Annotated in this window: 21 protein-coding genes and 1 other RNA gene; 14 read left to right on the plus strand and 8 right to left on the minus strand. The window is 41.6% G+C overall.

Translation table 11 applies throughout. From position 1 onward, the window contains the following. Positions 1 to 35 precede the first annotated feature (35 nt). The 3 genes from GO009_RS08570 to GO009_RS08580 all read left to right on the plus strand — a co-directional run bounded on the left by GO009_RS08570 (position 36) and on the right by GO009_RS08580 (position 4,026). Positions 36 to 1,076 (plus strand): DUF368 domain-containing protein, encoded by a 1,041-nt coding sequence (locus GO009_RS08570; RefSeq protein ID WP_163625797.1) that lies wholly within the window; start codon positions 36 to 38, stop codon positions 1,074 to 1,076. Continuing rightward, the gene (locus GO009_RS08575; RefSeq protein WP_203532416.1) at positions 1,030 to 1,782 is read left to right on the plus strand and encodes a shikimate dehydrogenase; all 753 of its coding nucleotides are present in this window, start codon (positions 1,030 to 1,032) and stop codon (positions 1,780 to 1,782) included. The genes GO009_RS08570 and GO009_RS08575 overlap by 47 nt, the downstream gene beginning before the upstream one ends. A gap of 141 nt (positions 1,783 to 1,923) precedes the next feature. Further along, positions 1,924 to 4,026: a DUF349 domain-containing protein gene (locus GO009_RS08580; RefSeq protein ID WP_163625798.1), complete on the plus strand. Its 2,103-nt coding sequence runs from the start codon at positions 1,924 to 1,926 to the stop codon at positions 4,024 to 4,026. A gap of 282 nt (positions 4,027 to 4,308) precedes the next feature. On the opposite strand, the gene rny is transcribed toward GO009_RS08580, so the two are convergent. The 4 genes from rny to GO009_RS08600 all read right to left on the minus strand — a co-directional run bounded on the left by rny (position 4,309) and on the right by GO009_RS08600 (position 6,698). Continuing rightward, complete coding sequence (rny, locus tag GO009_RS08585) at positions 4,309 to 5,880, minus strand: ribonuclease Y (RefSeq protein ID WP_163625799.1); 1,572 nt, start codon at positions 5,878 to 5,880, stop codon at positions 4,309 to 4,311. Positions 5,881 to 5,932: 52 nt separating this feature from the next. Then, a non-coding RNA gene (gene ssrS / locus GO009_RS08590) (6S RNA) lies at positions 5,933 to 6,042 on the minus strand. Positions 6,043 to 6,096: 54 nt separating this feature from the next. Further along, the gene (locus tag GO009_RS08595; RefSeq protein WP_014031631.1) at positions 6,097 to 6,390 is read right to left on the minus strand and encodes a cell division protein ZapA; all 294 of its coding nucleotides are present in this window, start codon (positions 6,388 to 6,390) and stop codon (positions 6,097 to 6,099) included. A 14-nt stretch (positions 6,391 to 6,404) separates the two neighbouring features. Then, entirely contained in the window at positions 6,405 to 6,698 is a 294-nt protein-coding gene (locus tag GO009_RS08600) for a hypothetical protein (protein WP_163625800.1), read from the minus strand. 159 nt (positions 6,699 to 6,857) lie between these two features. On the opposite strand from GO009_RS08600, the gene GO009_RS08605 reads away from it, so the two are divergent. Both GO009_RS08605 and GO009_RS08610 read left to right on the plus strand, forming a co-directional pair. Next, positions 6,858 to 8,549, plus strand: coding sequence for a M23 family metallopeptidase (locus GO009_RS08605; protein ID WP_163625801.1), 1,692 nt, complete (start codon positions 6,858 to 6,860; stop codon positions 8,547 to 8,549). A 137-nt stretch (positions 8,550 to 8,686) separates the two neighbouring features. Continuing rightward, positions 8,687 to 9,334, plus strand: coding sequence for a hypothetical protein (locus GO009_RS08610; protein ID WP_163625802.1), 648 nt, complete (start codon positions 8,687 to 8,689; stop codon positions 9,332 to 9,334). On the opposite strand, the gene GO009_RS08615 is transcribed toward GO009_RS08610, so the two are convergent. Continuing rightward, a complete protein-coding gene (locus tag GO009_RS08615) occupies positions 9,335 to 10,483 on the minus strand; it encodes a cysteine desulfurase family protein (protein ID WP_163625875.1) in 1,149 nt (382 codons plus the stop codon). Positions 10,484 to 10,593: 110 nt separating this feature from the next. Here GO009_RS08615 and GO009_RS08620 point away from each other — a divergent pair, with 110 nt between their 5' ends. Continuing rightward, the gene (locus GO009_RS08620) at positions 10,594 to 11,115 is read left to right on the plus strand and encodes a hypothetical protein (protein WP_163625803.1); all 522 of its coding nucleotides are present in this window, start codon (positions 10,594 to 10,596) and stop codon (positions 11,113 to 11,115) included. On the opposite strand, the gene GO009_RS08625 is transcribed toward GO009_RS08620, so the two are convergent. Continuing rightward, positions 11,112 to 11,654: a Smr/MutS family protein gene (locus GO009_RS08625; RefSeq protein WP_163625804.1), complete on the minus strand. Its 543-nt coding sequence runs from the start codon at positions 11,652 to 11,654 to the stop codon at positions 11,112 to 11,114. The two genes, GO009_RS08620 and GO009_RS08625, sit on opposite strands and share 4 nt — an antisense overlap. Before the next feature lie 78 nt (positions 11,655 to 11,732). Here GO009_RS08625 and GO009_RS08630 point away from each other — a divergent pair, with 78 nt between their 5' ends. From GO009_RS08630 to GO009_RS08640, 3 genes are read left to right on the plus strand one after another with little or no spacing between them, the layout of a single operon-like run. Continuing rightward, positions 11,733 to 12,053: a DUF2752 domain-containing protein gene (locus GO009_RS08630; protein WP_306770399.1), complete on the plus strand. Its 321-nt coding sequence runs from the start codon at positions 11,733 to 11,735 to the stop codon at positions 12,051 to 12,053. A 12-nt stretch (positions 12,054 to 12,065) separates the two neighbouring features. Further along, positions 12,066 to 12,392 (plus strand): CCC motif membrane protein, encoded by a 327-nt coding sequence (locus GO009_RS08635; RefSeq protein WP_163625805.1) that lies wholly within the window; start codon positions 12,066 to 12,068, stop codon positions 12,390 to 12,392. Between the two features lie 10 nt (positions 12,393 to 12,402). Continuing rightward, positions 12,403 to 12,714: a CCC motif membrane protein gene (locus GO009_RS08640; RefSeq protein WP_163625806.1), complete on the plus strand. Its 312-nt coding sequence runs from the start codon at positions 12,403 to 12,405 to the stop codon at positions 12,712 to 12,714. Here GO009_RS08640 and recQ read toward each other — a convergent pair. Then, a complete protein-coding gene (gene recQ, locus GO009_RS08645) occupies positions 12,711 to 14,912 on the minus strand; it encodes a DNA helicase RecQ (protein WP_163625807.1) in 2,202 nt (733 codons plus the stop codon). The genes GO009_RS08640 and recQ overlap by 4 nt on opposite strands. A 185-nt stretch (positions 14,913 to 15,097) precedes the next feature. Between recQ and GO009_RS08650 the strand changes: the two genes are divergently transcribed. Genes GO009_RS08650 through lptB form a run of 4 tightly spaced genes read left to right on the plus strand, consistent with a single transcriptional unit; the run spans position 15,098 to position 18,043 of the window. Next, positions 15,098 to 16,063: an SIS domain-containing protein gene (locus GO009_RS08650; RefSeq protein WP_163625808.1), complete on the plus strand. Its 966-nt coding sequence runs from the start codon at positions 15,098 to 15,100 to the stop codon at positions 16,061 to 16,063. Next, on the plus strand, positions 16,063 to 16,905 hold the full coding sequence (gene tatC, locus GO009_RS08655; RefSeq protein WP_163625809.1) for a twin-arginine translocase subunit TatC: 843 nt from the start codon (positions 16,063 to 16,065) through the stop codon (positions 16,903 to 16,905). Before GO009_RS08650 ends, tatC begins: the two co-directional genes overlap by 1 nt. Beyond that, entirely contained in the window at positions 16,895 to 17,245 is a 351-nt protein-coding gene (locus tag GO009_RS08660; RefSeq protein WP_163625810.1) for a carboxymuconolactone decarboxylase family protein, read from the plus strand. The genes tatC and GO009_RS08660 overlap by 11 nt, the downstream gene beginning before the upstream one ends. 57 nt (positions 17,246 to 17,302) lie before the next feature. Further along, positions 17,303 to 18,043, plus strand: a complete 741-nt coding sequence (gene lptB, locus GO009_RS08665) for an LPS export ABC transporter ATP-binding protein (protein ID WP_163625811.1) — start codon at positions 17,303 to 17,305, stop codon at positions 18,041 to 18,043. A 166-nt stretch (positions 18,044 to 18,209) separates the two neighbouring features. Here the strand turns inward: lptB and GO009_RS08670 are convergent, their stop codons facing one another. After that, positions 18,210 to 18,935: a phosphatidylcholine/phosphatidylserine synthase gene (locus GO009_RS08670; RefSeq protein ID WP_163625812.1), complete on the minus strand. Its 726-nt coding sequence runs from the start codon at positions 18,933 to 18,935 to the stop codon at positions 18,210 to 18,212. 102 nt (positions 18,936 to 19,037) lie between these two features. Here GO009_RS08670 and GO009_RS08675 point away from each other — a divergent pair, with 102 nt between their 5' ends. After that, positions 19,038 to 20,207: a DUF4105 domain-containing protein gene (locus tag GO009_RS08675; protein WP_239057426.1), complete on the plus strand. Its 1,170-nt coding sequence runs from the start codon at positions 19,038 to 19,040 to the stop codon at positions 20,205 to 20,207. The last annotated feature ends 15 nt before the right edge of the window (positions 20,208 to 20,222 follow it).

The raw sequence follows: 20,222 nt of genomic DNA on the forward strand, positions 1-20,222 counted from the left end.
TTAAATCTCGATTATCGAGAAAACCATCAGGTCTTATGCCACAGCAACCTAGAACATTTCTGGATAACTTCTTCCTGGTCATCAAAGGCCTGTGCATGGGGGCCGCCAATAAGGTTCCCGGGGTTTCGGGCGGTATTGTAGCCTTTGTTGCCGGATTTTACGAGGAGTTTATCTACTCCCTACAAAAATTGAATTCCAAAGCGGTGAAGTTGTTCTTTAACGGCAGGTTCAAAAGTTTTTTCCGATACACCAATGCCAAATTTCTGGGCCTGCTGATTTTTGGAATGCTGGTCAGTTATTTTAGTGTTTCCCGGATTCTAGATTATTTTTTGGACCATAACGAACTCTTTGTCTGGGCCACTTTCTTCGGAATGGTCATAGGCTCCATTTACCATATAGGGAAAGATTTTGCTCCTTGGAACAAACGTACCATTCCAGCAGGTGTCATCGGGTTTATCATTGGAATTTCCATTAGTTTTTTAAACCCTGCCAAAGAGAACGACAACTTATTTTTTGTTTTTTTCTGTGGGATTGTTAGTGTTTCCGGGATGACACTTCCCGGGCTGTCCGGCTCCTTCATATTGATTTTATTGGGCAACTATGTCCTGCTACTGGTAGATTCCGTCAACGCACTCTACGATACTTTTTCTGAAGTTTTATCTGGGGATTTTAGCTTCGTAAAAAATTCCGAACGCATACAAATCTTAAAGATACTAGGTGTTTTCACCTTGGGGTCCGTCACCGGATTGGTTACCTTTTCACATTTGCTCAGTTATGTCCTCAAACATTTTAAAGCTACAACAACTGCGGTATTGCTAGGTTTTATCACGGGATCTTTGGGCGTACTTTGGCCTTGGAAAAGAACCATTTTTAAGGTGGACGAAGCCGGCAACCCTTTATTGGATTCCAACGGGGATAAAATAATTCTCAACTATAAACGTCACCTCCCCCAAGTGGCAGAGGCAGAAACTTGGTGGGCCATACTTTTTATTTTAATGGGGATTTTGGTATTATTGATTTTGGATTGGTATGGCAACAACAGAAAAAAAAATGAACAGGTTCGGGCTACTAGGTAGAAACATTTCCTATTCTTTTTCGCAAGGATATTTCACCCAAAAATTTAAAGATTTGGGACTGGATGACCATAGCTACGAGAATTTTGATCTTCAAAAAATCGAAGAGCTGAAAAGCGTGCTCGCCCAAGATAATCTTAGGGGACTTAACGTAACCATACCTTACAAACAAGAGGTTATCCCCTATTTGGACGAGCTGGACGCCAAGGCAGCGAAAATAGGGGCCGTAAACACCATTCAGTTTACAGAAAATGGCCTAAAAGGCTTCAATACTGATGCTTATGGTTTTCAAAAATCATTGGAACCCTTCTTGAAACCGCATCATAAAAAAGCATTGATTCTGGGCACGGGCGGTGCCTCCAAAGCCGTTCGTTTTGTTCTGGATGAACTGGGAATTGCCAACACCTATGTTTCGCGCAGTAAAAAAGAAGGCCAGTACACCTATGAAGAATTGGACGAAACCATCATTAAGAAAAACACCCTGATTATCAACTGCACCCCACTGGGTACCTACCCCAATGTTGAGGACAAACCTGCACTCCCTTATCAATATATTGGAGCTGACCATTTGCTGTACGACTTGATCTACAATCCCGAAAAAACCAGTTTTTTAGCTTCTGGCGAGGCCAAAGGGGCATCCATCTGCAACGGACTGCAAATGTTGGAGCAGCAAGCAGAAAAGGCTTGGGACATCTGGAACAATGCCTAAAAAAAGGATTTTACATACTGATTTTATCCATCTGCACAAGCATCTCCAACCATAAAAGAAGAATCAATACTTTTGCTATTAGACAATTAAGTTGTTAAATTGGCTATAATTTTCATCAATCAATAGGTAAACAAGCTACGAATGCAGGAAAACGATCGTAAACTTCAGCAAGCTGAAGGTGGTATAGAGGAAACTTCAGAAAATACAAAAGGGCAATTGGAAGAAGGCGTCCAAGCCGAACCAAAAGTGTCCGATGAGGTTGTATCTGAAAATGAAGAAGAAAAAAAGCCTGAAAAGGAGACCGTTACTGAAGACAAAAGCACAGAGGAAAAACCTGAAAAGGAGACTGTTACCGAAGACAATAGCACAGAAGAAAAATCTAAAGAAAATGATTCCGAAGAGCATATAGACGAGATTGACGAATCCAATGCGGAGGATGCCGAAGACGTCGAAAACGAAAAGCGTCATACCATTCCCATGTTGGATTATCACTCCATGTCCATGGAAAACCTGGTCGGGGAATTACAACGATTGGTCAAAAATGAAAAAGTACAGGCAATTAACAAGCATGTTAGTTCCATTAAGTACGAGTTCGACCAAAAATTCCAAGAGTTCCTCGACGAGAAAAAAGAAGAGTTTATATCCAAGGGAGGAAATGAAATAGATTTTAGGTACAATTCCGTAGCCAAAAGGCAGTTTAACGAGGTCTATTCCGACTATCGTGAAAAACGTGACCAGTACTACAAAAAATTGGACCAGTCCTTAAAGGACAACCTACAAAAAAGGTTGAACATTATTGAAGAGCTCAAGGGGCTTATAGATATTGAGGAGGACATTAATACTACCTATAACAATTTTAAAGACCTTCAAAATAGGTGGAAAAATGCAGGGCCCATACCACGTACCAATTACAACGATGTTTGGCGCACCTACCACCACCACATGGAAATCTTTTATGATTTTCTGCACCTAAACCGTGAGTTGCGCGATCTTGATTTTAAACATAATCTGGAAGAAAAGCAAAAGTTGGTGGAGCGTGCCGAAGCTTTGGCGGAAGAACCAGATTTGAACAAAGCCTTCAGGGAACTGCAAACGCTTCATAAAATCTGGAAAGAGGACATTGGTCCCGTAGCCAAGGAACATCGGGAAGAAATCTGGGAGAAATTCAGCACCGCCACCAAGGCCATGCACCAGCGTAGGCAAGAACATTTCCAAGAATTGGAAAAGGTCTACGAGAAAAACTTGGAAAAAAAGCAAGAGATCATTGCTAACATCGCTAAAATAGCCGAAAACGTTGCTGATAACCACAGAGGCATCCAACAACAAATAAAAGAAGTGGAAGCGCTAAGGGATTCGTTTTTTAAGGCAGGTCGGGTACCCCAAAAGGTGAACGAGGAAACTTGGAGCTATTTTAAGGAAACCGTCCGTAAATTCAATAGGACCAAAAACGCATTCTATAAAAACCAGAAAAAAGAGCAACAACAAAACCTTGAAAAGAAAAAGGAACTGTTGGAATTGGCCGTTTCTTTGAAAGATAGTGATGATTGGGCCGAGGTTACCCCACAAATGAAGCGTATTCAAAGGGATTGGAAAAAAATTGGCCATGTTCCTAGAAAATATTCCGACAAAATCTGGAAAGAATTCAAAGACGCTTGCAACCACTATTTTGACCGTTTACACGCGGAAAAGAACGAGGCCCACAAGGAAGAGTTTGAAAACTTTAAAAAGAAAAGCGAATGTTTGGACCGTTTAAAAGAGTTCCAACTGAGCGGTGACAAGAAGAAGGATATTGAAGACGTTAAAGCCTTTTTGGCCGAGTGGAAACAATACGGTCGTATTCCATATAACAAAAAGCACATCAACAGCAAGTTCAATAAAATTGTGGATGCCCTCTTCAAAAAATTAGGGGTTGGCAAACAACAATCGGAACTGCTCAAATACGGGAACAAAGTACAGGAACTTGCCAAAACAGAGGATAATTACGCCATTGGCAACGAACGTGTTTTTGTTAAGCGTAAAATTGATGAGGTAAAATCCGAAATTCGTCAGTTGGAGAACAACCTTCAGTTTTTCTCAGATGATTCAGAGGACAATCCTTTGGTCAAAGAAGTCGTCAACAAATTGGACAAACAAAAAGAAGCACTTCAAACTTGGAAAGAGAAAATGAAGAAGCTGAATATTTTGGAGCACAAACTCAACAAGGAGAGCGAAGAGGAAGAAACGGACAGCAACGAAGAGGAGTAAACCTTTGTGACGGCCCATCAAATTATACACTTTCTTGGGATTTGGCGGCCATCTCTTTTCATACGCTAGCGAGAGTCTCTTGATTTGCTGAAAATTTAAAGTAAGAAGGATACGAGCCTGCCTTTGTGCCGGCAGGCAGTAACTTTTCCTACTAAAAAATCAAACTGATGGTTTTTATAACCATAATATCATCACCGAAAAAGGCTAGCTTACATCTACATCAATCAACGGGCTTATTCCAACAAGGAATCTACGTTCTTCAACCAACCCATAATCGCCAGTTTACTTGGCCACGTTTACAGATCGCGTTTCACGGATTACGGTAACCTTAACTTGACCGGGATAGGTCATATCGGTCTGTATTTTTTGTGATATTTCGAAAGAGAGTTCCGCTGCTTTGTCATCGTTCACTTTTTCGCTTTCCACAATTACACGCAGTTCCCTTCCTGCCTGAATGGCATAGGCTTTCTGTACCCCGTTGAAGCCGAAGGCAATATCTTCCAAATCCTTCAGCCTTTGAATATAGGAGTCCAAGACTTGTCTCCTAGCTCCAGGGCGTGCACCACTGATGGCATCACAAACTTGGACTATGGGAGAAATTAAAGTGGTCATCTCAATTTCATCGTGGTGGGCTCCGATTGCATTGCAAACCTCTCCTTTTTCACCATATTTTTGTGCCCATTGCATACCTAAAATAGCGTGGGGTGTTTCCACTTCAACTTCGGCCATTGGAACTTTACCTATATCATGAAGCAATCCAGCCCTTTTGGCCAATTTAGGGTTGAGTCCCAATTCCGCAGCCATAACGCCACAAAGTTTGGCTACCTCCCTTGAGTGCTGCAATAAGTTTTGTCCGTAAGAGGAACGGTATTTCATTCGCCCTACCGCTTTTATCAGTTCTGGGTGCAATCCGTGGATGCCCAGGTCGATTACGGTTCGCTTGCCTATTTCGGCAATTTCTTCGTTGATTTGCTTTTCGGTCTTCTTCACCACCTCTTCAATGCGGGCCGGGTGAATTCTACCGTCGGTAACCAATCGGTGCAACGACAAACGGGCCACTTCCCTCCTAACCGAATCAAAACAGGATAGGATAATGGCTTCCGGGGTATCATCTACAATGATCTCAACTCCTGTGGCCGATTCCAAAGCACGGATGTTTCTGCCCTCTCGGCCAATAATTCGACCTTTAACGTCATCCGACTCCAAATTGAATACCGATACACAGTTCTCCACAGCTTCTTCGGTTCCGATACGCTGAATGGTGTTGACCACAATTTTTCGGGCTTCTTGCTGTGCGGTGAGCTTTGCTTCTTCCAAGGTATTTTGAAGATATGCCATGGCATCGCTTTTGGCTGTCTCTTTTAAAGATTCCAACAATTGGGCCTTGGCATCTTCCGCGGAAAGTCCAGAAATCACTTCCAACTGTTGTACTTGGCTCTTGTGGAGCTTTTCAACCTCAGATTGTTTTTTGTCGAGTATCTCACTTTTGTACTCAATCTCTTTTATTTTTTGTTGAAATTGATCGTTAAGCTTTTTGTTCTTGGCCAATTCGCTGCTAACTTGGGACTCTTTGTCCCTTGTGCGTTTTTCGGCTTCTGCAATTTTTTTATCCTTATTGATGATGACTTTCTCGTGCTCCGCCTTCAGCTCCAAAAACTTCTCCTTTGCCTGAAAGATTTTATCCTTCTTTATGCTATCGCCCTCTTTACTGGCTTCTTTTATGATGTTAGCTGCTTCTTTTTTTGCATTGGCAATGGTTTTGGACGCTTTGCCTTTCTCCATCATCTTGGCAATTGCGAATCCTATTGCCAGCCCCACAACAGTTGCGCCAACAATAACTATGATATTATCCATGTTTGCTTGTGTTTAGTTAAAAAAAAAGCCCACATCGGAAGAAGTTTTGCACAAACTCCAAAATACAAGTTTAGGGCTAACAGACTGATCAAGGATCCCTATACGTGTAGGGCCTGCTTTTACAATCTAAACTCACCCTTTTTAATTATAATAGTGTTGAGTTTGTCAAAAATTAATTACCAATGTGGGCAGTAACAATATTTTATTTAAAAGAACTTATTCTCCCAATTTGGAGTGAACCAATTCATCCAAGGCCCTGAGGCGCTGCATGGCAGCCTCCGCATTTTCTGAACGGTCTATTCCACCTTGCTCAATTTTGGAAGCAAATTGCAGGGCACACATGGCCAAAACATCCTGCTTATCCCGAACGGCATAGTTTTGCTCAAACTTTTTTGCCAAATTTTCTATGTTCTTGGCCGCTTTTCGCAACCCTTCTTCTTGCTTGGGGTCAATCGTTAAAGGATATACCCTATCGGCAATGGAAAGCTTTATTTTGAGCTTCTCGTCCATAATCTCGGTATCCGTTAATCCGCCAACTTGGCTATGCAAACATCAAGTTCGCGAATCAATGTATTTATTTTGAGCTTAGCTTCTGTTTTACTACTAGTATTACCACCCAGCATTGTGTTCGCCATTTTCAGGGAGTCATATTTTTCTTCCCATTCTTTCAGAGCACGCTCTTTGAGTTCGTTTTTCTCCTTTTGAAGTTCCAATTCCTGTTTTAGTTTGGCATTCACTTGGTGCAACAGCTCCATTTTGTGCAGCAGTTTGCTCACCTTGTTCTCCAAAGAATCCACAATCTCAACAAGTTCGCTCATATATGCAAACAACAATACGTATTACACAAAGTTAACCAACCTAGCACAACCTCGCAATACTTTTTGGATTTATTCTTAGAGCCTGTTTGGGGAGTTGTCTTAAATCTTTTTATCAAATAAAAACATTGGTTACTTTCGTAAGGAAATATTGATTTTTATATGCGCCACAACTTTTTTTTAGCCCTTTTTTTTACTGTATTATACCTGCCTGCCCAAAAAAAATATCCTCAAGGCGAATTTCGTTCTCCTTTGGACATTCCCTTGGTGCTAGCCGGCACTTTCGGTGAACTGCGCTCCAACCACTTTCATTCGGGAATGGACATTAAGACCCAACAACGGGAAGGACTGCCGGTTTATGCCATTGCCGATGGTACTGTAACGCGCATCAAAGTTTCACATTGGGGCTATGGAAAGGCCCTGTACGTAGCACACCCCAATGGATATACCTCGGTATATGCCCACCTTAAAAAATTTGGCCCTGAAATAGAGGAGTATGTAAAAAAAGTACAGTACCAGAAACAATCCTACGAAGTGGAAATGTTCCCTGATTATGGTGAACTTAAAGTCACAAAAGGGGGCACTATCGCCTATTCGGGCAATACAGGCGGTTCTGCGGGGCCCCACCTCCATTTTGAAATACGAAGCAGTGTAAGCGGCAAACCCACCAACCCCCTGCTCTATGGTTATGAAGTAAGGGATGCGACAGACCCAACTTTGCTAGGGCTGTATGGCTACCCTTTGTCCGAAGGCGCCTTGATCAACCAAAGTGCTGAGAAAATTCAGTTAAATTATACAAGGCAGTCCGATGGTTCTTTTTTGGCAGATAAAGTAACTGCCATTGGCACTATTGGTTTTGGCATCGATACTTTTGACCGTTTGGACATGGCAGCGAACAAAAATGGGGTATATGCCGTTAAGCAAACGGTAAATGGCAGGGTATTTTCCGAGTTTGATTTTGAATCTTTCTCCTTTGGAGAAACACGATACATCAACACACTTATTGATTACGCTCATTTTTATGACCACCGGCAGCGTATCCAAAAATGTTTTAAGGAGCCCTACAACCATTTGAGCATCTACAAATCACTGTACAACGATGGTAAAATCAATGTGGAAGAAGGAATGTCCTACAACGTGGAATTGCACATTTCCGATTTGGCCGGAAACACAACCAAGCTCGTTATTCCGGTTGAAGGGAAACGAGAGGAAGAAAAAATTAGCAAAGTTGATGAAACCACCGATAATTTTGTGATAGCCGACAAACCCAACAACTTTGACCTAGGTGCTGCCAAAGTGTATTTCCCCGCCAGTACATTTTATGAAGATTTCTTCATCAACCTGGAAAAAGGGAACGATACCATCACCATACACGACAATAGTATAGCGGCGCACCGAAATTTTACTATTAGTTTCGACCCGTCAAAATATTCGGCTGAAGAAAGAAAACAACTATTTATTGCACATTTGGACAGTAGAATGAACCCTTCCTATTCCAAAACCTATAAAAGGGATGGTTCCTTTACCACCCGAACCCGTACTTTGGGCACCTACACATTGGTAAGGGATAGCATTGCACCCGTAATACGGCCCAAGAATTTTAAGGAAAAACAATGGTTGAGCAATTATAGTTATTTGAGCCTTACCATTTCGGACGACCTTAGCGGTATTGAGAGCTATTCGGCCACCTTGAACGGGAAATGGATCTTGATGGAGTACGAACCCAAGACCAATACTATAACATACAGTTTTGATGACAATATCTCCAACGAAACGGAATGTGAACTAAAAGTTACGGTTACCGACAATGTGGGCAATTCCACAACCTATGAGGGCACATTTTTCAGGAAATAGCGTTATTTTTGCAAACGAAAAAATTAATTCATTTCGACGTGGAACGTCGGGGAATCAACCCCTCGATGAGGGATTAAATCTCAACTTTTTTAAGTTTAGGCCAAATAACTCCCGAATGCTCAGCTAAATAAAATTTGATGAAAAAAATTGTCTTTGTCTTTGTTCTTTTTGCCTCGACCTTAACCATGGCGCAAAAAAACATTTATGAGAGCATACGGTTTGACGAATACACCAATGACCATGAAATTTTGGCGATTGTTCCCTTTATAGCTCATTTGGAACTCAAAAAAGCCGTGGATAAGGATGAGTTAAGCATATTGGCCGAAAAAGAAGGGTACGCGGTGCAGAATGCATTGGAAACCTATTTTTCCAAACGAAAAAAGCGGAAAAAGTTCAGTGTGGATTTCCAAAATATCAGGAACACCAATGCTATTTTGGCCCAAAACAACATCAACTACAACAATATTGACACCTACACCACCCAAGAATTGTGTAAAATTTTGGATGTTGATGGAATTATCAGCGGCAACCTAAACCTAAACATTTTACTTTCCGAGGGCGTGCCCACCGATTTCAGTATTTTGGATTACTTCAGTGGAGATGCTAATTATGGCCGCATTGGGGTAAAAATCAGTGATGGCGAAACCGGAAAATTGCTTTGGAAGTACGAAAACGAAATCTCCAAGAAAACAGGCAAAAACACCACGGAGCTCATCGACAAAATGATGAAGACCGCATCCAGAAAATTTCCTTACGACAAAGAAAAACGTAGGAACAGAAACTGATTAACTGTTCGCAAATTCCTTTAAAACTTCAACAACATAGTCGATTTCTTCCTTAGTGTTGTACTTGGAAAAAGAAAAGCGCAGACTTGGCTTTTCCAATTCCTCCCCGGACAGAATCTCGTTAAGCACATGCGAACCTTGGTTGCTTCCCGATTGGCATGCACTGCCTTTGGAACAAGCAATTCCCTTCATATCCAAATGGAACAAGAGCATCAGCCCTTTTTGTTTGTCAAACGGCAAGCGAATATTGGCCAAGGTATAGGTACTTTTCTCCAAATCTCCCGAAAGTCCGTTGCATTTGGCTCCCGGAACTTCCTTTAAAATTTGGTCTACAAAATATTTTTTAAGCTCCTTTACGGTTTTGGTCTCCTCTTCCAAGTGCTCGTAAGCCCTCATAAAGGCTTCTTCCAAGCCTACAATGTTATGAAAAGGCTCTGTACCCGCTCTAAAACCCCTTTCTTGGGATCCACCAACGATCAATGGTTTTAATCCAGAATTTTTTCTGATAAAGGCAAATCCCACTCCTTTGGGTCCATGGAATTTATGGGCGGCGGCTGTCATAAAGTCAATATGTATAGCCTGCGCGTCCCAAGGATAATGTCCTATGGACTGAACGGTATCCGAATGGAAAAGTGCATTGTTTTCCTTGCAAAGTTCACCAACGGCAACGATATCCGTAATATTGCCAATCTCGTTGTTCACATGCATCAAACTCACCAACTTTTTGGAATCGTCTTTTTTAAGCAACTCCTCCAAATGTGCAAGGCTGGGGCTGCCAAATTCATCTAAATCCACATACCAAACATTGATATTGTACTCTTTTTCGAGTTCTTCCGCGGTATACAGCACGGCATGGTGCTCTATTTTGGATGTAATAATGGTCTCAACTCCCAAATCTCTAACTGCACATCGTAAAATCATGTTGTCGGCTTCGGTTCCACCCGAAGTAAAAATGATTTCCGAGGGTTGCGCATTCAAGGTTTTGGCAATGGTTTTCCTTGCTTGCTCTACGGCGGTCTTTGCCGACCTTCCAAAACTATGTGTGGAAGATGGGTTGCCATAATGCTGCGCAAGCGCTTGTTGCATGCGCTGAATAACCTCTTCCCTTACCTGCGTTGTAGCAGCATTGTCCAGATACACTTTTTGCATGGTTGAGTTCATTTTTTAACAGGGGCAAAAATACGGGAAATAAAGTTAATTTCTTTTAAAGTAGATCTTAGTATTGGCGTATTATAATGGAATTGCTTTAAATTTGGTGCATGAGAAAATTTATCTTTTCAATTCTTACTTTGGGCTTGCTATTTTCTTGCAGTGATGGCGACCTTCAAATTGAAACCATTGATTTTGACAGTGTTGCCATTCAATATTGCGCTGCCCCTGTCAGGAACGCAGGAAATCTGATGTTCAAAATAAATGAGAGCGAAGCCCTTATCTTACAACTGCAAAGTGGGGTCTTGAACAATGGTGTTGTGGGAGACACCATAGTCACCGAAAGTACGGTTCCCGGTCAATCTCAAGTTACTTACAGGGTTTTCTCTGATGCTGTGGACAATGATTATTTCTGTGATGATATTCCAGTGGTAGAACCTACAGTTATTGATGAAGTTGTTGCAGAGGATGGAATGGTAATCGTGGAAACCATGTTGGCCGAAAACGACAGCACCCTTTTTGTTCACAACATTAGCCTGAGCGGAATATCTTTTGTTACCGGCAACGGGGAACGCATTACCAATTTGGCCATAAACGAGTTTGGCGAGGTGACCACTACCGTTCCCAACTAGCTTTTCTGATAAATATAAACCTCGGTAGCACCTAATCCATATTTTTGGTAATCGGCGTCGTAAAACTTCACATTGTCGTACCGATTGAAGAGATAGTGTAGTTCCTCTTTTAAAACACCTTCCCCCACTCCGTGAATAAACACCACTTTTTGGATTCGCTTGTTAATGGCAAAATCCAATTGCCGCTTGGCCGTGTCCAATTGAATGTTGAGCATATCGTAATTACTCATTCCCTTACTGGATTTGACCAATTGATGAATGTGTAGGTCCACTTCCATTTTAGGATCGCTGCGCTCTTTGGGCTTTATGGTCGGTGCTTTTCTTCTTTTGGGCAGTTCCTTTTCTTTTTTGATTTGAGCCACTTCGTAATTCGAAACGGAAATATCACCTTCAATTTTAACCAGGTCTTCCGCAGAAAAATGCATTGGGAAACCATCATCGGTAATCAAAGTCACCTCATTACCATCCACTTTTTGCACGATGCCCGAAATGGCTTCGTCCAACACTTCCGCCCTATCCCCTACTGAAAATCTGCCCATAATTAATTTCTTAGGTAAAAATGATGTAAATATTAAACCCGAATACAAAAATAATAGTATTTTCGGTCTCTACAGACTATGATGTACCCAGCACTGACCATATCTGCCATAGATTTAGAAGATTACATGCTTCCATGCCTCAACAAACAACTTCTGGGAATAGATTGCCCGGGATGTGGCTTACAGCGTTCTGTTGATTTGTTGTTGCACGGAGAGTTTGTGGCCGCTTTTCATATGTATCCAGCTATTTATCCCTTGTTAGCGCTTCTCGCGTTTTTGGTAACAAGTAGCTTTACGACAATCAGGTATTCCCGGCAATTAAAAATGGCTCTTGTGGTAATGACTGCTGGTACTATTATAATAAGTTATATCCTAAAAATGAACAACCTTTTTAATTAAAACCCTAAAACCATGGAACAACAAAAACTTCCAAACGCTACCCTTATAATGGTATTTGGCATCATTTCGATTGTAACTTGTTGCTGTTACGGCATCATTGGGCTTATTTTCGGAATCATTGCTTTAATATTGGCCAACAAGGCCTTGAAACTGTATGCTGAAAATCCAGAAATGTATGAAGGCGTCCAAACTGTAAAAACAGGGAGAATACTTGCCATAATCGGACTTGTGCTGAACATTTTAGCCCTTGCATATATGATTTGGGCCATTTCGTACTTTGGATGGGATACCCTTCAGGATCCTCAGAGAATGCAAGAAATTCTTGAACAATATCAATAAACACAAATAAATGAACCAACAACCCTTACCTGGGGCAAGCACTGTGTTGACAATGGGGATTCTCTCCATTGTCCTCACTTTGTTTTGTTGCGGCCCTTTTGGTGCTATTTTTAGTATCATCGGATTAGTGAAAGCTAAAACCGCCACCCAATTATACCAAGCCAGCCCTGAAAGCTATACCGATTACAGCAATATAAAAACAGGTAAAATCCTATCCTATATTGGACTAGCCTTAGCCTTGGTGTATTTGGTACTTACTATCCTTTATTTTGGATTTATTGTAGCAGCAATTACTACAGGTGAGTTGAGTGGCGAATTTTAATTCGCCACTTCACTTATAAATTTTAGGCGGTATAAGCGGAGTTCCTCGTCTTCGTAATCGCCCTCGAACTCATCAATAGCGGCAGATATGGAGTCTGTTTCTGCTTCCAAAAAGTAATCGTGGATTTCTTCTTGTTGGTCCTCGTCCAAGATTTCATCTATCCAGTAGCCAATGTTCAACTTGGTACCGCTGAACACGATTTGTTCCATTTCTTTAATAAGCTCCGGTAGTTCCAATCCCTTAGCAGAGGCTATATCGTCCAACGGCAGTTTTCTGTCCACACTTTGAATTACATAAAGTTTAAGTCCAGAATTCGCCCCGGTACTTTTCACTACAAGGTCATCGGGCCTGGTAATATCATTTTCATCCACATATCTAGAAATCAGCTCTACAAAGGCTTTCCCATATTTTTTTGCTTTTCCCTCACCAACTCCTTGAATATTTATCAATTCTTCCATGGTTACGGGGTACTTTAGCGACATGTCCTCCAAGGATGGGTCTTGGAAAACCACAAAAGGGGGCACATCCCGTTTTTGCGCCTCTTTTTTTCGAAGGTCACGGAGTAGTTTCAATAAATGTTCATCCGCAACAGCCCCATTGGATTTCTGGGCCGTAACAATATTTCCAGTCTCTTCTTTGGAGTAGACATGATCCTTCGTCATCATAAATGATTCTGGATTCTCCAAGTACTTTTCACCCAATTCGGTTAAATGGAGAATCCCGTATCGTTCAATTTCCTTCTTCAGAAGCCCCGCTACCAGAACCTGTCTGGTCAAGGCCATCCAAAATTCCTTGTCATTGTCCTTACCAATTCCAAAAAAGGGTTTTTCATCAGTTTTATGCGAGGATATCATGGCATTGGTTTTACCAATCAAAACCTTGACAATTTCTTTGGTCTTAAACTTTTCTTTGGTATCCCTAACCACACTTAAAAGTTTAATAACCTGCTCCTTGGCCTCTTCCTTCGGTTTGGGGTTTCTGGCATTATCGTCCATATCGGCCCCTTCTCCATTCTCCTCATCAAAATCTTCACCGAAGTAATGCAGTATAAATTTTCTACGGGACATGGATGTTTCGGCATAGGCAACAATTTCTTGCAATAAAGCATTGCCGATTTCTTGCTCCGCCACGGGTTTTCCTGACATAAATTTTTCCAGCTTTTCCACATCTTTATAGGCGTAATAGGCCAAACAATGTCCCTCGCCCCCATCTCTACCGGCACGTCCGGTTTCTTGGTAATAGCTTTCAATACTTTTTGGAATATCATGATGGATCACAAAACGCACATCGGGTTTATCTATTCCCATTCCGAAGGCAATTGTTGCCACAACCACATCAACCTCTTCCATCAAGAACATATCTTGATATTTGGAACGCGTCTTGGCATCAAAACCGGCATGATACGGAACTGCGCTTACGCCGTTTACCTGAAGTACTTGTGCCAATTCCTCCACTCTTTTACGGCTCAGGCAATATATGATTCCCGATTTTCCTTGATTTTGCTTTACAAAACGAATAATATCGGCATCTACATCCTTGGTTTTGGGACGAACCTCATAAAATAAGTTAGGGCGGTTAAACGATGCCTTGAAAACTTTGGCATCCGTCATACCCAAATTTTTGATGATATCCTCTTGCACTTTGGGTGTGGCCGTAGCCGTTAGCCCAATGATCGGTATATTGTCTCCCAATCGGTTAATGATTCCCCGAAGGTTTCGGTACTCCGGTCTAAAATCGTGCCCCCATTCCGATATACAGTGGGCCTCGTCCACCGCAACAAAGGAAAGTTTCACATTTTTGAGGAAATCCACATTTTCCTCCTTGGTCAAGGATTCGGGAGCCACATAAAGCAATTTGGTAACACCCTTGGTAATATCTTCCTTAACCTGTTTTACCTCTGTTTTGGTCAGGGAAGAGTTCAACACATGTGCAATACCATGCTGTTCGGATATGCCGCGTATGGCATCGACTTGGTTTTTCATTAAGGCGATCAAAGGAGAAACAACAATTGCTGTTCCTTCTTTCATAATTGCCGGCAATTGATAGCATAGGGATTTTCCTCCGCCCGTTGGCATAATCACAAAAGTGTCATTGCCGCTAAGAATGTTCTGGATCACATCTTCCTGTAATCCTTTAAATTTTGAGAAACCAAAATATTTTTTGAGCGAGGAGTGCAAATCAGTGTTCATTAGGCTCATTTCCGCATTTTCAATTTGTTACAAGCAGCCTAAAAGGCAGTTGAAGCTTTTATTTTAAACCATTCAAATACAGATGAATCTATTCTCACTTCTAGAATAGTCTGTAAAAGATAGTTTGATTAGTTTTGTAATCTTAAATATAAGACATTCTTTTAGGAATACAATCAGTTAATCGGTTAATTACTTTGAGCGACATTAAGTCAATTTTATCCATAGCCAAACGGACCCTTGAAATAGAGAGCAAGGCCGTAGCAAATTTGATCAGTCTGTTGGACGACCAATTTGCACATGCAGTACAATACATTTTGGAATCGGAAGGAAGGGTTATTGTTTCCGGAGTGGGCAAGAGCGCCATTGTAGCCTCCAAAATTGTAGCGACATTGAACTCCACAGGAACCCCGGCCATATTTATGCATGCCGCGGATGCCATTCATGGCGACTTGGGCACCATTCAACAAAACGATGTGGTCATCTGTCTGTCACAAAGCGGGAACACTCCAGAGATCAAAGCTTTGCTTCCTTTAATCAAAGTAGGAAAGCACAAGCTTATCGGTATCACTGGAAACATGGATTCCGTATTGGCCAAACAGGCCGATTTTGTCCTGAACACCTATGTGGAAAAAGAGGCCTGCCCCAATAATCTGGCACCTACCACCAGTACATCGGCCCAAATGTCCATGGGCGATGCACTTGCTATAAGCTTATTGGAACTAAAGGGATTCAGCAGTTCCGATTTTGCCAAGTACCACCCTGGCGGTGCATTGGGAAAGAAGCTATATTTGCGTGTTGCAGACATTGTGGTGAAAAACCAAAAACCTCAAGTCGATATCAATACCAAAGTAAAAGATGTTATTATAGAAATATCTGAAAAAATGCTAGGTGTTACTGCTGTATTGGACCAAGGCAAAGTGGTTGGTATTGTTACCGATGGGGATGTAAGAAGAATGTTGAGCAAATACGATAATATAAGTGGACTAACCGCTAGGGACATTATGACCTCCAACCCCAAAACAATTGATGTAGACACTTTGGCGATAAAGGCCTTAAAATTGTTACAGGAGAAAAGCATATCCCAATTATTGGCCTTTGATGGCGACACCTATGCCGGAGTGGTCCACATCCATAACCTTATAAACGAGGGAATCCTATAATGGCTAAAAGAGAAAGAAAAAATCCGGATGAAATGTCCTTTTTGGACCATTTGGAAGAATTACGTTGGCATTTGGTACGCTCCACTTTGGCAGTTGTAATCATTGCATGTGTGGCCTTTGTATTCAGGGGCTTTATTTTTGATACCATATTATTCGGTCCCAAGAACATGGACTTTCCAACCTATCAGTTCTTTTGTAACATCGGGAAGTTCTTTGGGGTAGAATCCGAATTCTGTGGCGATTCGATGCCGTTTACCATTCAGAGTAGATTAATGGCAGGACAGTTCTCTGCCCACATTTGGACATCCATTTGGGCTGGGGTTATCCTTGGTTTTCCCTATATTTTGTGGGAATTGTGGAAATTCATCAGCCCTGGGCTTTACGAGAACGAAAGAAAACATTCCAGGGGATTCATTATTACCGCCTCGGGATTGTTCTTTCTTGGCGTACTGTTTGGATATTATATCGTGGCTCCTTTATCCATCAACTTTTTAGGGTCGTACCAAGTCAGTAAAGAAGTATTGAACGAAATCGACCTTGCCTCCTACATCGGAACGGTCAGGGCTTCGGTAATCGCCTGTGGAATCATGTTTGAATTGCCCATCGTTATTTTCTTTTTGACCAAGGTTGGATTGGTAACACCAGAAATCCTAAAGAAATACAGAAAGATAGCTTTGGTAATAATCTTGATACTATCCGCGATCATTACACCTCCGGATATAACCAGTCAGATCATTGTCTGTATTCCTGTACTTATATTGTACCAGGTAAGTATTTTTATTTCCAAAATGGTTGTCAGAAAAGAAGAACGAAAAGAGAAAGCCAGAAACAATGCCAAATAAAGTAGAAGAGTTCAATGCCTATCGTGCCAAAATGAACGATAAGCTGCTTGCCGAGAACAACAAGCTCATAAAACGTATTTTTAATCTGGACACCAACGCCTTTATGGAAGGTGCCTTGGATGTCAAAACCAAAGAATTACTGGGATTGGTCGCCTCAGCAGTGCTCCGTTGCGACGATTGCGTAAAGTACCATTTGGAAAGCTCCAAAGAAGCCGGTGCCAACAAAGAAGAGGTAATGGAAACCTTGGGCATTGCCACTTTGGTGGGCGGGACCATTGTAATACCTCATTTACGGCGTGCCTACGAGTATTGGGAGGATTTGGAGGAAACCGAAGCTTAAAAAAAACCAAAAGACCATACGGCAGAAAAAGAATATGTTTAGTTTTGGCAAGTTCCTATGAAGCTACGCGCAGAAAATATTATGAAGGCCTACCGTGGTCGAAAAGTTGTTAAGGGCATATCCCTGGAAGTAAACCAAGGTGAAATTGTTGGACTTTTGGGCCCCAACGGAGCGGGTAAAACCACTTCGTTCTACATGATTGTGGGATTGATAAAACCCAATGGCGGAAATATTTACCTCGACGGCACCAACATTACCAGTTTCCCTATGTACAAAAGGGCGCAGCACGGTATCGGTTATTTGGCGCAGGAAGCCTCGGTTTTCCGAAAACTGAGCATAGAAAAAAACATCCTCAGCGTGTTGCAGCTCACCAACTTGAGCAAAAAAGAGCAACACATGAAAATGGAGTCCCTAATTGATGAATTTGGCTTGGGACACATCCGTAAAAACCGCGGAGACTTATTGTCCGGAGGTGAGCGTCGTAGAACCGAAATTGCACGCGCATTGGCCACCGACCCTAAATTTATTTTGCTGGACGAGCCTTTTGCCGGGGTAGACCCCGTAGCCGTGGAGGATATTCAGCGTATTGTGGCCCAATTGAAGAACAAGAACATCGGTATTTTGATTACCGACCACAACGTACAGGAAACCTTGGCCATTACCGAACGCTCTTACCTAATGTTCGAAGGTGGTATTCTAAAAGCAGGCATTCCCGAAGAACTTGCCGTAGATGAGATGGTGAGAAAAGTGTACTTGGGACAGAATTTTGAGCTACGTAAAAAGAAATTGGATTTCTAAGAGCCTGTTTAGGAATTTGTGATTGGAATTGATATAGGGCATTTTTGATGCAGTTTGAGGCATAATTTTTAAACATAGCCGTGGCTACGGTTCAAAATTATAACGAAGAAATGCGCAAAAAGGGGCATAACAAAACAATTGACAAATTCCTAAACAGGCTCTAAACCTACTTTTCCGAAGGCATCAGTAAAGAAGCCAAGACATAAAACAAGATTATCACAGGAATCGCCAAAAACCGCAGAGTCAACAGCAACACCAAGCTTCCAACAATAAACAAATAGCGAACCCCATTGTCCTTAAAACTCCTGTTTTTAAACTTTAAAGCAAACAGTTTTATCGGTGAGTTCAGCAAATACGAACTCAAAATAGTCAAAATCACCAAAAACCATGGGTTGAGGATGATGTTGCTCAACACCTCGTTGTTATGGTACAAAAGAATCAAGGGCAAGGAAAGAATCAAAAGTGCATTGGCCGGTGTGGGCAGCCCAACAAAAGAAGACACCTGATCTTCATCCACATTAAATTTGGCCAATCGGTATGCGGAAGCCAGAGTGATTGCAAAACCAACAAAGGGCAACAAGGTCAACTCTGTATCGTGCCCAATAAATCCAAGGTTCCATCCACCACGTTCTGCCATGCTCAACAATTGGAACATAACCACTCCAGGTACCAAACCGCTGGTAATCACATCTGCTAAGGAATCCAACTGAATCCCAACCTCACTCTGCACATTCAAAGTACGAGCCGCCAATCCATCAAAAAAATCAAAGAAAATCCCGATAAACACAAAAAGTGCGGCCCATTCCAAATGATTGAGCACTGCAAACACTGTAGCAATGCAGCCGCTCAACACATTGAGCAAGGTTAAAAAGTTGGGAATGTAGGACTTCATACAGCTAAGATTTCCGTAAAAATAATGGAAAAATTAAACTGTGGGCAACAGATGGTAGACCGAGCCGTTTTTATTCTGATATTTGCTCTGATAAAAATCGGAATGAGACGAAAGCTCCATCTTTTATTTTTTTTCTTCATTATCGGGAAGTTTCTCTTTTCTCAAGCTCCCCAACTTACGGAAAATTCAAAAATAAGCCTTCTCACCTGTGCCGCTGGTGACGAACTTTATTCTGCCTTTGGGCATAGTGCATTTCGGGTGCAGGACCCCGCCTTGGGCATCGATGTGGTCTACAATTATGGTACTTTCGATTTTAACCAACCTAATTTCTACCTAAATTTCACCAAGGGAAAAATGATTTATTCCCTTTCCCGTAGAAGTTTTGAAGCATTTCTGTATGAATACGAATTGGAGAAAAGATGGGTAAAAGAGCAAATTTTGGACCTCGACTTGGAACAACGCAACCAACTCCTAACTTTTTTTGAAGAAAACTATCTGCCCGAAAATAGGGATTACCTATACGATCCTTTACTGAACAACTGTTCCAGCATAACAGGGGATATTTTAAAAAATCAATTTGGTGATGCCATTGTTTTTGATGACTCCCATTTAGAGAAAAGATATACTTTTCGGCAATTGGTGCGCCAGTTTATGCATGTGAACACTTGGTCCATGTTTGGTATTGATTTGGCCTTTGGATCGCCAGTAGATAGAAAGGCCACCGTACAAGAGCACATGTTTTTGCCCTACTACGCCATGGAGCAGTTTCGAAACACCACTTTAAACGGAAAACCATTGGTAAAGCGAGAACGCACAGTTTTGGATTACAATGAACACATCCAAAAAGGATTTTTTCCACTCTCTCCGTTATTTTGGTTTTTGATGTTGTTGGCTTTTACGACCATCATTACATATTTTGATTACAAACATAAAACCCGTAGTCGCTGGTTGGACTTTTCGCTATTGTTTATTACAGGATTGGTAGGTACTTTTCTATTCTTGCTTTGGGTAGCGGCCGACCATACTTCTACCCCCTATAATTTCAATATTTTATGGGCATTTCCAATAAATGCCTTCGTAGCCTTTACATTGGTTTTCCAAGATAAGATACCACAATGGGCCCCTAAATATTTATGGTCCGCTCTAGGTCTGATGGCCATAATGCTTTTGCTTTGGATAATTAAGGTGCAGATTTTTTCTCCTGTGCTTATTCCGTTACTTTTGACCCTGGCCATCCGATACCTGTACATGATCAAGTATTCCAAGTTATAGGTTGGCCCACAAACA

Source organism: Allomuricauda sp. TY007 (genome assembly GCF_010468565.1).
In the GTDB taxonomy this organism is placed as follows: domain Bacteria; phylum Bacteroidota; class Bacteroidia; order Flavobacteriales; family Flavobacteriaceae; genus Flagellimonas.